Consider the following 13,202-nt stretch of genomic DNA (forward strand, 5'->3'; position numbering starts at 1 on the left):
GGGGAATCGCTCACGGGAGGATTTCTTTGATCGCGAGGCTGTTTTCTTCGACCATCGCGTGGAAGGGCTCGAGGGTGCGGACATCCACCCCCTCGCTGGCGTGACGCTGGGCCAGGCTCATCACGGCCGCCGCCGCCTCGTCCACCGGAGCCGCGATCGACTGGATCAGGGTCTCGGTGAGTTCGTTGACGGTGAGGCCGGAGGAGATGCCGGACGGCGGCGCCTCGAGGGCGAAGCGCTCCTGCAGGCTCGCGCCGAGTTCGACGCCCATCAACGAGTCGAGACCGATCTCGGAGAGGTGGCGCACGCGGCTGATGTCGTCCTTGGGCAGGCGCAGGATTCGGGCGATGTCCTCCACGATGGCGTCGGCCACCGTCTTGCGCACCGAGTCGATGTCCTGCGTCTTCAGGAGCAGGCCGATATTGATGGCCGCCACCGTTCCGGCTTCCATCTGCTGGTCCGAACCGAGCTCGGCGTAGCTCGGGCTCTTCATGGTGGCGAGACGCTCGCGCGCCTTGCCCCAATGCATCGACGCGATGGCGATCACGGCGTCGTCCGGGCTCGACCCCTGGCCTTCGAGCGCGTCGGCCATGAGGTCGAGGCAGTGGCGGGCATCCATCGGCGTCACGCCGACGCGACCCGCCAAGGTCTCCATCACCGCACGGTTACGGGCCAGCACGCCGACATCGCCGATGGCCCCCCAGGCGACGGCCAGCGCCGGCAGGCCGAGCTTGCGCCGGCGGCGGGCGAGGCCTTCCATGAAGCCGTTCGCGGCCACGTAGGCGCCCTGTCCGGGGTTGCCGATGAACGTCGTGGCCGAGGAGAACATCACGAAATAGTCGAGCGCGCGCGCGCGCGTCGCGGCGTCGAGATGCTCGGCGCCGATGACCTTCGGACGGATGACCGTGTCGAGGGCGGCGGCGTCGATGTTGGCGATGAGGCCATCCTGGAGCACCATCGCGCCGTGGATCACGCCGGCGAGCGACCGGCCCCCGCGCTCCACCTCGGCCAGCAGCGCATCCACCGCCTTGCGGCTGGTGATGTCGCAGGCCATCGCGGCCACGGCGACGCCGCGGGCGCCGAGATCGGCCACGACCTGCTTGGCCTCGGGACTCGCGGCCCCGTTGCGGCCGACGAGGACGATGTGCTTCGCACCCCGGTCCGCGAGCCAGCGCGCCGCCTCGATGCCGAAGCCGCCGAGACCGCCGGTGACGAGGTGGACACCCTCGGGAGAGACCGTGAAGGCGGACTTCTCCGTCTGCATCACGCTGCCGGGCTTCGGCGGTGCGATGACGATCTTACCCACATGCCCCGATTGCTGCATCAGCCGGAAGGCGTCCGAGACCTCGTCCGCCGTGAAGGGCTGGAAGGGCAGAGGCTTCAGGCCGCCTTCCTTGAACAGGGACATCACCTCCCGGAACAGCCGGGCCCCGTCCTCGCCCTGGTGCTGGAGCACCTGGTCGAGATCGACGCCGAAATAGGACAGGTTCCGGCGGAACGGACGCAGCCCGATATGGGTGTTGGCGACGTAGTCGCGCTTGCCCAGCTCGATGAAGCGGCCGAAGGGCTTGAGGACGTTGAGGCTGCGCTCCATCGCCTCGCCGAACAGGCTGTTCAGCACCACGCCGACGCCGTCGCCGGTGATGCGGCGGACATCGTCCACGAAGGCGAGGGAACGCGAGTCGAGCACGTGCTCGGCCCCCAACGCCTTGACCAGGGCGCGCTTCTCTCGCGAGCCGGCCGTGGCGATGACCCGCGCACCCTTCATCTTGGCGATCTGCAGGGCGGCCAGACCGACGCCGCCGGCTCCGCCATGGATCAGGACCCACTCGCCGCGGCGCAGGCGGGCGCAGCTGACGAGGCCGTAATAGGCCGTGAGGAAGGCAACCGGCACGGTGGCGGCGGCCTGCGGATCGAGGCCGGGCGGGCTCGGGGCCACGACGAGCTCGGGGACCACGATGTGGGTCGCGAAGCCCGACTGCGCGAAGGCGACGACGCGATCGCCGGGCTTGAAGGCGTCGACGCCCTTGCCGACGGAGAGGACGCGGCCGGCCACTTCCAGCCCGAGGCGCGGACCCGCGAAGCCATCCTCCAGGATCTCCTCCGGCAGCATCGACAGGGCCCAGAGGACGTCGCGGAAATTGAGACCCGTGGCCTCGACCGCGATCTCGACCTCGCCGCGCTCGGGAGCCCGGCGGGTCGCCGGCCCCCAGGCCATCTCGTTGAGGCCGCCGGTGTTGCTGCGTTCCAGGCGGGCCGCCTCGGCCGGAACCGCATCGGCGCCGGGACGACGGGAGAGCTGGCCCGGCGAGAACCGGATCACACGGGTCCGGTCGGCGTCGAGGATGATCTCTGTCTCGAGCGTGCCCGAGAGGATGAGGTCGCGCAGCCGCTCGGCGGCGGCCTTGGTCGAGAGCGCCTCGGCGAGGTCGATCCGACGTACGTCGAGATTCGCCACCTCGTTGGCAAGCGTCCGGCTGAAGGCCCAGACGCCGGCCTCCACGGAGCCGGTCGGATCCCCCGCATCGCGGGTGGCGCCGGGGCAGACCACCCAGAGCCGGGTCTGGCGGCTGCCGAGATGCTCGACGCAGCGCTTCAGGCTCAGGCAGCGCTCCCGCAGGCGGTCCGCCGCGGCACCGGCATGGTTGAAGGCGCCCGCGAGGAAGACGACCGTGTCGGGGGTCTCGCGTTCCAGTTCGAGCAGCGACTGCTCCGAGTCGAGGATGATCGAGACGTGGACGCCGCTCGCCACCAGCAGGGTCGCCAGGGACGAGGCCGTCTCCGCCGCGACAGCGTCGTGCGAGCCGATCACGAACGCGAAGGTCTGGCCGGGCGCCGGCTTGGCGCGCACCGGCGCCTCGGCGATGAACAGCAGATCGTCCCCGTTGGCGGAGACGGCGCGATCGACGGCCACCCGCACGAGGCCGGTGTCGCTCAGCGCACGCTGCCACCCGGTGATGTCGTCGAGACGGCCCACCGGCAGGTCGGCCGTGGCCTCGAACCAATCCGGGGTCAAGCCGAACACCAGATCGCGGAACAGCGACGCTCCCGGCTCGACGGCGACGAGGAAGCCACCGGTCGCGAGCGCGTCGGCGACCTTGCCGAGCAGGGCTCGCTCGGAGCGATGCAGGACGTTGCTGGCCAGGATCACATCGAAGCTGCCTGCCGACAGCTCGGCCGTATCTTCGATGACGGTGACGCCGCGGGGCAGGGCGAGGCGCGCCCGCTCCGCTAAACGACGATCGGCTTCGAACACGGTCAGCTGCGCCTCGATGCCGTCCGTGAAGGCGGCGGCCTGCGCCGAGAGCGGTCCGAATCCGACCTGAAGCACCCGCAACGCACGGTCGCGGGGCAGGGCGGCACGACCGGACTCGACGAGATCCGCGATCACGTCGGCCGCGGCCCGGGCCGTCGCACTGCGCAGGACGAAGGCGTCGAGGGCGTTCTGCGAGAGGGTCGGAGCCTCCGTCAGATCACCTGAGAGCAGCCGGCCGACGACGGCGCCGATATCGGCGGTGAGCACGAGTTCGGCCGAGAGTTCGGGGTGATCCGCCGCGATCCAACGCATGATCTCGTCGGGTGCCGGCAGGGACACATCCTTGCGCAAAGTCCAGCGCTCGCCGTCGAGGGTGGCGAGGTCGCTGCTCTCCAGGGCGTAGAGGGCGTTCAGGAGCCAGGGGCGCATCGCCTCCGGCACGCGGTCGTCGATCGCCACGGTGCCGGAGCGCTGGAGGCCCTCCGCCAGGCGGTAGGCCATCGACGTCGCCCAACCTTCGAGAAGGAGGTGCCCCGGTGCCAGCGGCGCCTCGGCAGGTGCGACGGCGGCCTTGCAGGCCGGACGGATCGCGTCGGCGACGCGCTTTCCGCGCTCCATCGCGATGGCAGTGGGTTCGGTGGCAAGCTCGGGCCGCTGCGCGATGGCGTACGCGGCGAGATCGCTGCCGTTCTTGGAGCGGAGCGCCTGAAACCGCCCCTCGCGCAAGGTGGCGATGACGGCGCCATCGGCATCCACCAGGGTGAAATCGGCCAGGATGCTGCGCTCGTTGGCACGCCGGGTCTGGATCATCGCCCGGGCGATGACGGCCCCCGGCTTGACGAGGCGGATTTCGCCGAAGCGAACCGGGACATAGGCCTTGGTCGACCCCTCGCCCATCAGACCGGCGAAGAGCAGGATGAGGCCGTGGAAGCAGGAATCGAGGCGCGCGGGGACGAGCCCGAAGCGCCCGTCGGCCTCGGCGGGCAGGAGCTCCGAGACGATGGTGGTCTCGTCGAGGCGCGCACTCGCCGCGACCTGACGGAAGCTCGGGCCGAAGCCGAGACCCGAGGCGGCGGCCAGGCGGTAGAGGCCTTCGCCCGCCACCGCGTGTTCGGCGGGAACGTGCAGGTCCACCGGGGCGGGCGCCGGGAAGGTGCCGTCGATGATCTTGGCCGCGGCGTGGAGCTGCCAGGCGGCCTGGGTCAGGCGTGGCCGGCTGAGAATCTGGATGGCGTTGCCCGAGCCGGCGACCCGCACCGCGACCTCGCGCAGGGATTCCTCGCCGAACACCATCGGCGATTGGATCTCGAAGTCCGCGAGCGTGACGCTGTCCGTCTTCATCGCCTCGCGGGCGACACCGAGGGCCATCTCGATGAAGGCCGCGCCGGGCAGGATCGCCTGCCCGTCGATGCGGTGATCATCGAGGTCCGGCACCGTCGCGATGTCGACGTGGCCGTGCCATTCGAGGCCGTCCGGTGCGACGCGGGAGCCGTAGAGCGGATGATAGGGACGCGGCGTCGCCGCACCGACACCCTCGGTGGTCTCGGCGAGCCGGAAGGAGCGACGCTGCCAGGGATAGAGCGGCAGCGACACGTCGCCCGTCGGATTCGCCCCGAAGACCGTCGCCTCATCGACGGCGGCGCCCTGCACGAGGGCGGCCGCGACGGTGCGGGCGATCGGATCGCCGCCCGCCGGCTTGCGGTGGAGGACGCCGATGGTGGCGTTCTCGATGCCGAGGGGCTCGATGGCGTCGCCGATATGCGACAGCAGGGTCGCGCGGGGCCCCACTTCGATGAAGACGCGGGCGCCCTGTCGGGTCGCCTCCTGAACGGCCTCGCAGAAGCGCACCGGTTCACGGATGTTGCGCCACCAGTAACCGGCCCCGAACTGATCTCCGGTCAGTACCTTGCCGGTGACGGTCGATACCATCGCGGTCGTTGCAGCGTGCGGCTTGAGCCCAGCGAGGTCCCGCAGCAGCGGCTTCTCGGTCGGGTTCATCAACCGGCCGTGGAAGGGGTACTCGAGGTCGAGCTTGCGCCCGCGACGACGCTTGCGCGTCAGCGCCTTCATGGCCGCATCGATATCCTCCACCGGGCCCGCCACCGTGATGGCCTTGGGGCTGTTATAGGCGGCGATGTCGAGGCTCGGGTAATCCTTCAGGAACAGTTCGATCTCGTCCGCAGGGGCGAGCAGCACGGCCATCGTTCCGAAGCCGCGCGTCGTCTCCTGGTGCTTGCTCCGGTAGAAGATGACCTTCACGGCCTGTTCGAGGCTCAAGATCCCGGCGGCTTCCGCCGCGGCGATCTCGCCGACGCTGTGGCCGAGGACGTAGCTCGGCTTGAGGCCGTGGGCCCGCAGCGCCGTCGTCGAGGCGCTCGAGATCGCGAAGATCAGGGGTTGCGACACCCGCGTGAGGGCGAGGCGCTCCTCCAGATCCTCGGCGAACAGGGCCTCCTTCAGGGACCAGCCCGAAAGGGTGTGGAACAGGCCGTCGATGCGGTCGAAGGCCTCGCGGAAGACGGCGTTCTCGTCATAGGCCTCACGACCCATGCCGGCCCACTGACTCCCGTTGCCGGAATAGACAAAGGCGACCTCCGCCGCGCGGTCCACGGCGGTCCCCAGAAGGGCGTCGGGGGCATCCTCGGCCTCACCGACGGCGCGCAGGACCCCCGGAAGATCGGTATCCAGGGAGACGGCCAGGCGCGAGGACAGACGCTCGCGGCGATGGGCGGCGGCCGCGGCGATCCGGGCGATCTCGGCCTTGTCGGCGCCGTCGAAGCGCTCGGCGTAATCGAGGGCGAGTTCGTTGAGGGCGGCACGGCTCTGGGCCGAGAGCAGGAGCACTTCCGGCATCCGGGCCGCATCGGGGGCGCCCGAAGCGGCACGAACCGGCGGGCCGTCCGTGAGGACGACGTGCGCGTTGGTGCCGCCGAACCCGAAGGAATTGACGCCCGCGAAGCGCGCCTTGCCATCGCGCGCCAGCGGCAGCGGCTTGTTCGTCACCGACAGGTTCAGGTCCCGAAAGGGGATCTCGGGATTCAGTTCGGCCGCGTGAAGCGAGGTCGGGAAGAGGTCGTGCTCGAGAGCGAGGCTGGCCTTCAAGAGACCGGCAAGGCCCGAGACCGGCTCGGTGTGGCCGATGTTGCTCTTGATCGAACCGATCGGCAGCGGCGCCTTGCGGGGACGACCGAGCTTGCCGCCAATGGCACTCGCCTCGATCGGATCGCCCACCGGCGTACCGGTGCCGTGGGCCTCGACGAAGACCACCGCGTCGAGGTCGATTTCGGCCTCGCGGTAGACCTGCTCCAGAAGCGCACCTTGGGCATAGCCGGAGGGCAGGGAGATGCCAGTGGTGCGCCCGTCCGAATTGACGCCGCTGGCCGCGATGACGCCGCGCACGGTACTGCCGTCGCGCAGGGCCGCTTTCGCGGATTTCAGCACGAGCACCACTCCACCCTCGGAGCGCACGTACCCGTCGGCGCTCGACGAGAAGGCCTGGCACAGGCCGGTGCGCGAGAGCATCTGCGCGTTCGAGAAGCAGATGAAGTTGAAGGGGCTCGCGAGAAGGTTCACGCCGGCGACGACCGCCGTGTCGATCCGACCGCTGGAGATGGCCGCCACCGCGGCATCGAGGGCGACGAGCGAGGACGAGCAGGCCGTGTCGACGGTGAAGCTCGGTCCCTTCAGGTCGTAGATGTAGGAGATGCGGTTCGACAGGATCGAGAGCGTGTTCCCGGTGGCCGCGTAGGCGTCGCCCGACGAGGTGTCGAGGACGCGCAGGTTGCCGTAATCCAGGGAGGAGGCGCCGACGAAGACGCCGATCTGGGTCCCCGCCACGTCCGAGGGGCGCAGCCCCGCATCTTCCAGGGCTTCCCAGGTGAGTTCCAGCAGCAGGCGCTGCTGCGGATCCATCTGCTCGGCCTCACGGGGCGAGATGCCGAACACGCCCGGGTCGAACGACCAGATGTCGTCGAGGACGCCAGCGGACCACGTATAGCTCTTGCCACGCTCCTGCGCGCGCGGGTGTCCGAACCGCTCCAGGGACCAGCGGTCATCCGGGATGCGACCGACGGCGCATCGCGCCTCGGTCAGGAGCTGCCAGAGCCCGTCGACGCTCGAAGCGCCGGGAAGCCGGCAGGCACGGCCGATGATCGCGATGTCTGTACGTTGTGTCACGTTCGATTCGCACACGCTCTTGAACGGGGGACAGGACCGACTTGTACCACCGGTGGCAACCAGCCCGATCCTTAGTATGGCTCCAGGCTACTGTCCAACCGAAGCGCCGGGAATCAGGGCAATCACCGACCGGGAACAGGAACCCTGTTGCACGTATTCATCGATCATTCCGGCAAGATGAGGGAGCAAAGTGCCGCGCTTCACAGCGACGACTGCTCGATCACATGCAGGAATTCCAAACAAATGCCACAAACTGAGACGGCTTCCCCGACCTGACTTATGAACCATCGCCGACCGAAGTCACCGGCCCGTTACGCCGGCATCCTGGCAAGGGAGGGACCTGAAGGCAGGAAGGGTGCGGACCAGCGTCGCCCCCTGTGATTCAGACCCCGCTGCCACCCTGTTTCGCAACGGTTCATCGCTGTGCCGAAGCCATCCAGGGAAGGCGGGTAGACCGGCTGATTACGGCGACTTTGCGGTGCGAGGGGACGACGCTGCGCCGCAACATCAGAGCCGATAGCGCGCGGCGATCTTCGAGAGATTGGGATTGTAATACGGGTCCGCCCGCAGAACCGCCCCCCATCGGTCTTGCATCACCCGGACCTCGCGCTCGAACCGGGCCAGTTTCTCGGGTGTGTCCTCCGCGCCGCGGCTCTTCGATTCGTGGTGGATCAGCCGCGCATGCGGTGTCCACACGATCCGATACCCCTGCGCGCGCAGCCTGAGGCAGAGGTCGACGTCGTTGAACGCGACGGCGAGGTCGTCCGCGTCGAAGCCCCCGCTCTCCGAGAAGACCGACGCCCGGAGGAGCAGGCAGGCGCCGGTCACGGCCGAGACCTCCTGCGTCAGGACCATCCGGGCGAAGTACCCGGGGTCGTCCTCGGACAGCCCGGGATGGCTGTGCCCGGCCACGCCGCCGATCCCGAGGACGATGCCGCCGTGCTGCAGCGTGCGGTCCGGGTAGAGCAGTTTCGCGCCCACCGCGCCGATGTCCGGCGTCAGCGCGATGGACACCATCTCGCGCAGCCAGCCGGGCTCGATGACCTCGACGTCGTTGTTCAGGAACAGGAGCAGCGGCCCCCGGGCCGCTGCCGCGCCTCGGTTGGAGAGGTCGGAAAAGTTGAAGGGTCCGGGCACCGACACGACACGAACGCGCGCGTCGTTCGAATAGCGCGCGAAGAGGTCGCGCGTGCGGGGCTCCCGGCTGTCGTTGTCGACGATGAGCACCTCGATGGCCGGATAGTCCGTCGCGTCGAGAACACCCGCGAGGGCCACGGCGAGCAAGTCCGCGCGGTCGCGCGTCGGAATGACCACCGAAACGAGGGGAGCCGGCTCCGGGACCGGACGGACGAGCCGGTTGAACCCGAGGGGGCCGCGCACCGCCGTCGCCCGCAGGGGAGCGGCCACCTCGGCCAGCGCGCGCAGCCGCGCCATCTCGCTCCGCTCCAGGGCCCGGTCCGAGAACGTCCCCGAGCCGCCGGCGGCACGCCAGTGGTAGAGGATCCGCGGAATGTGCCGGATGCGATCCGGCGTCAGACGCGCCGTGATCCGCAAGAGGAGATCGTGGTCCTGGCTGCCCTCGAAGCCCGGGCGCAGGCCGCCCACGGCCCGGATCGCCTCCGTGCGGATCACCGTGAGGTGATTGATGTAGTTCTGGCCGTAGAGCAGCTCGCGATCGAACCCCGACTTGAAGTGCGGCTCGAAGCGACGCCCACGCCCGTCGATCTTGTCCTCGTCGCTGTAGATCAGAACGAGATCGGGCGCGGCACGGATCGCGGTCGCGACGTGGTAGAGCGCCCCCTCGGCCAGCACGTCATCGTGGTCGAGGAAGGCGACGAAAGGACCGGTCGCCTGCGCGAGGGCGTCGTTGGTGGCGCGGGCGATGTGACCATTCTCCGCACGCCGGACGACGTGAATGCGGGGATCCTGCTGGGCGTGACGGGCCAGGAGGCGTGGGATCGCCGGATCCGTCGAGGCGTCGTCGACGATCGAGAGCTCCCAGTTCGGATAGAGCTGCGCGCGGACCGACCGGATGGCGGCGTCCAGGACGCGCGGGGCGGGATCGTGCACCGGCATCACCACCGAGATCCGCGGCGCGTCCGGCCAAGCATCGATCGCGTCGCGGATGCGCCGCCGATCGGCCTCGGAGAGGGTATCGAATCGGGCGATCCACGTGGCGTAGCCGGTCTCCGTCCGATCGTGGAGGGCCCGCAGGAGCAGCGCCCGCCCGCGAACCTTGAGGCCGAGGGCGCGCCAGTACAGGGCGCGCGCGGCGAGGGCCGGGTTCCGGCGCAGGGCGCACGCGACGAGGCCGATCCGCCGGACCCGGCGGATCGCGAAAGCGTCGAGGTGGAACTCCGTTTCGCGGGCGAGGGGCGCCAGGTGCAGGGCTCGCAGCCCCTCGGGCAAGCGCCCCGTCCAGGCGAAGCGATCCCCGCCCTCCGCCTCCTCGGAGAGGGTCACGATGCCGGGCCGACCGTCCGGGCCGAGGACCCGCGCGCTGAGGACCAGCCGGCAGACGCCCGCGCTCCCGACGTCCCGGAACCGGATCGTCGCCCAGGTCCCGCCGAGACCGGCATCCGCGAGGTCGAGGTCGAAGCCGGGGCCATCCGGGACGAAGCACCGCGTCGAAGCCCCCCTGCGAATCCGGGGGAGCGAGACGGCCGGCGGCGAGCCGGACCGGTTCGGGGTCTTCATCCCTGGCTCACTCCATCGCGGACCGTACCAGAGGTGGCAGGGCCGGACCTTCCCGCGAGCGTCATCGAACGGCGGGACACCGCAGGGCGGGCCCGATCATTGCCCCCGCTCCCCCGGTCGGCGTCGCCGCCCCAAGCGCGAACGGCCTTCCCGCGCCCACCGTCGTTCCCGCCCCGCATCGTTCCACCGCAAGCCCCAACCCGCCTGTTCCGGCCGCCAGCCCCAGTCGGCGCACCGGACCGGCCCGCGCCACCGGAAGGCGACCGGGCCCGGCTTACCGCATTTTCGCGGGTCACACAGGACCGATGCCGGGGCCGGGGATCGCCCGACCGGCAGGCCGAACATTCGCGCGGCGAGGGCCCTTGCGTACCCCGAAACCCCAGGCTATAGCCCCCTCCATCGGCGCCGAGCGGCACCGGTGAGGGCGCGTAGCTCAGCGGGAGAGCACTACCTTGACATGGTAGGGGTCACAGGTTCGATCCCTGTCGCGCCCACCATTACTCCTTGATCGGATTAGTGGATTACAAAAGGCGGCCTTCGGGTCGCCTTTGTCGTTTCCGAGGGGTCATCCCGTAACGGCGACGCGTGGTCGATGGCGGATCGGCCGGGATTCCAGGTCCTTGTGGCTTGTCGGTGACGGGCCGTGAGCGCGTCGTGTTTTCCGGGCGCGCCTGATCCCACGAGGCCGGAGCCGTCACGAACCAAGGCGTCACGCGCGTCCGATCACGCAGCCGCGAAAACCGCGTCATCCCCCCAGACATTTCCCGCCCGAGCATCGCGCGACCAGGCGCCCCCCGGAACACGCGCGCGCGAATCCGATCGCGGGAGGCCTCACGACAGAGAACAGCCGCCGCCCCCGAGGGGAGACGACGGCTGTCGATGAGCGGCCGCGGACCGGTGTGCGGCCGTTTGGTCAGGCTGCCGTCAATCAGGCGTAGAGCGGAGCGGTGTAGACCAGGAAATCGTCCGCATGGAGTTCGACGGGCTTCGTGTCGAGCGTCGCGAAGACCACCGCCTTGCCAGCCCCAGCGGTCCCATCGGCATCGAAGGAAACGTTTCCACTCGTGCTGTCATAGATAATCGTCGGCGCTCCCTTCTGGGAGATCTCGTTGCCGGGGCGCAGAATGAGGTGATTGTCCACTCCGGTGCCGTCCACCAACTGAGCATAGCCATTGTAGATCGGCGTGCTGTTGTTGAAGACACCGAAGATCGAGCTGTCGAGGACGATCTTGTCGAGTCCAACCTGGAAGTCGGTGATGTGGTCCAGGTTACCCGACGTCAGAGACGCGTCGAAGATGAACTTGTCCGCACCTGCACCGCCGGTGAGGACATCGCGACCGGACCCACCGGAGATCACGTCGTCCCCAGCGCCGCCGTCGATCGTGTCGCTGCCGGCTCCCCCACGCAGGCTGTTCATGCCGCTGTTGCCGACGATGATGTTGTCGCCGTCGTTGCCGGAACCGCCGATATTGGCCGACCCTTCCAGGTAGAGGTTCTCGAGATTGACTCCGAGCGCCCAAGTGACGGTCGAGTGAACGTTGTCGATTCCGCCACCCTCGCCATTGAATTCGACGGTTTTATCGTCCCGGTGGTACACGTAATAGGTGTCATCACCAGCACCGCCTTCCAGACGACTGGCCTGGGTCAGCGAGGCGTACAGAACATCGTCACCATCGGTGCCGCGATCGAAGTATCCGAAAGCCATACTCAAACTTCATCCGTAAGATTTTTGTACGGAGTGGACTATGAAATACTGAATATTTCAAATAATTAAGCTCTCATAAAGTGTTGCCTGCACTTTATCGGGAAATTTATAAAAAATTGAATTAAATCTAAGGGCTTGACGCTGCCGATGTGAACTTAAGCTGCCTAGACCGTCTTGTCGGCAGCTGTCTTTCCCAAGACAACCTACTTCCGTGGTGGAGAACTGGCGTAGAGCGCCGGCCCCAACCCCGTCTAGCGGATAGTTTTGACGAAATGCGCTTTCATCTGACCGGAGATTTGCGAAGTGAATTCTCCGCACAATCAGCCAGACACGAACGGAACAGGATCTGGAAGAGACGCTGAACGAACATTCAGACTGTGACGTTTGCCGCAGTGCCCGATCAGACTTGGCGGGTGACAATCTTCTGCCGCCGGCCATCAACCGACCAGGGTCACGGATGGACATTCCGGCGACTGGCCCGTTGCTGCGTTGCTGCATGCGGCGGGCGATCAATAAAAGGGCCCACGCGGATGTGATCACAACATTGCGAGGGGAGGGGGGAGCCTGCAGCAGGATCGGGCGCGCCTGCACGGAGGCTCGCGTCGCACGACTCCGTCCGTGTCACGACACCGGGTGCGTGGCGTCGCAGGCCGATTCGACCGAGACTCATTCCAGGAACAGATGGATGCCGAGAACCCGATCGGCACAGGACATTCGGCCGATCCGCACGTCGGCCCGCACGGCGGTCCCTCTGACCGCCCCCTAGTGCGTCCGTACCAGAAATCGCGAGCGTGACCGGAACAGGATTGCGCACGATTCGTTTGCGCACAGTTGCTGATGCACCCGGCGATCGTCTTCCGGGATGCAGCCACGCTTGGACCGACGAAGCCACTTCGGCAGACGACGACGGGAGACCATCATGATCGACACCCACCGTGTGACCGGTACCGCCAAGGAACTCGCCGGCAAGGCGCAGGGCGTCATCGGCGACCTCACGGGATCCCGGGATGATTCGGTGAAGGGGCGCCTGCGTGAAGCCCAGGGCTCGGCCGAGGACCTCTACGGCCAGGCCAAGGACGTCGTCCGAAACGTCGCCGACGAGGTCTCGGATTATGCCGAGGACGCCTACGACCAGGGTAAGCGCCAGTTGCACGAGGTCCATGAACGGTCCGTCGCCTGGCCGCACGCCTCGCTTCTCGTGGCCGGCCTCGTCGGCTTCGGCCTCGGCCTCCTCGTCAGCAAGCTCTGACCCGTCCACGCCGCTTTTCCAGACCCACCGAACGTTCGGAGTATCCCGTGTCCACGTCCCCCCTTCTCGCGACCCCGGCCGTCTCGGCCGACACCCGTACCGTGCTGCTGAACCAGGTC

4 protein-coding genes and 1 tRNA gene are annotated in these 13,202 nt (G+C 68.3%); 2 read left to right on the forward strand and 3 right to left on the reverse strand.

Going from position 1 to position 13,202, the window contains the following annotated elements; genetic code table 11:
- Positions 1 to 10 precede the first annotated feature (10 nt).
- The gene (locus tag ASF20_RS05490) at positions 11 to 7,432 is read right to left on the reverse strand and encodes a type I polyketide synthase (RefSeq protein WP_156647975.1); all 7,422 of its coding nucleotides are present in this window, start codon (positions 7,430 to 7,432) and stop codon (positions 11 to 13) included.
- Between the two features lie 507 nt (positions 7,433 to 7,939).
- Positions 7,940 to 10,129 carry a glycosyltransferase family 2 protein gene (locus ASF20_RS05495; RefSeq protein WP_056271765.1) on the reverse strand — a complete coding sequence of 730 codons (2,190 nt, stop codon included), beginning with the start codon at positions 10,127 to 10,129 and terminating at the stop codon, positions 7,940 to 7,942.
- Positions 10,130 to 10,551: 422 nt separating this feature from the next.
- Between ASF20_RS05495 and ASF20_RS05500 the strand changes: the two genes are divergently transcribed.
- Positions 10,552 to 10,626: transfer RNA gene (locus ASF20_RS05500), tRNA-Val, on the forward strand.
- Positions 10,627 to 11,057: 431 nt separating this feature from the next.
- Here the strand turns inward: ASF20_RS05500 and ASF20_RS05505 are convergent.
- Positions 11,058 to 11,834, reverse strand: a complete 777-nt coding sequence (locus ASF20_RS05505) for a calcium-binding protein (RefSeq protein ID WP_056271768.1) — start codon at positions 11,832 to 11,834, stop codon at positions 11,058 to 11,060.
- Positions 11,835 to 12,753: 919 nt separating this feature from the next.
- Here ASF20_RS05505 and ASF20_RS05510 point away from each other — a divergent pair.
- Positions 12,754 to 13,083, forward strand: a complete 330-nt coding sequence (locus tag ASF20_RS05510) for a CsbD family protein (RefSeq protein ID WP_056271771.1) — start codon at positions 12,754 to 12,756, stop codon at positions 13,081 to 13,083.
- Positions 13,084 to 13,202 lie beyond the last annotated feature (119 nt).

Source organism: Methylobacterium sp. Leaf88 (assembly GCF_001422795.1).
In the GTDB taxonomy this organism is placed as follows: domain Bacteria; phylum Pseudomonadota; class Alphaproteobacteria; order Rhizobiales; family Beijerinckiaceae; genus Methylobacterium.

Excerpts from the sequence above, each read along its gene's own strand:
- ASF20_RS05505 (WP_056271768.1), bottom strand. The coding sequence starts at position 11,834 with ATGGCTTTCGGATACTTCGATCGCGGCACCGATGGTGACGATGTTCTG.
- ASF20_RS05510 (WP_056271771.1), top strand. The coding sequence starts at position 12,754 with ATGATCGACACCCACCGTGTGACCGGTACCGCCAAGGAACTCGCCGGC.
- ASF20_RS05495 (WP_056271765.1), bottom strand. The coding sequence starts at position 10,129 with ATGAAGACCCCGAACCGGTCCGGCTCGCCGCCGGCCGTCTCGCTCCCC.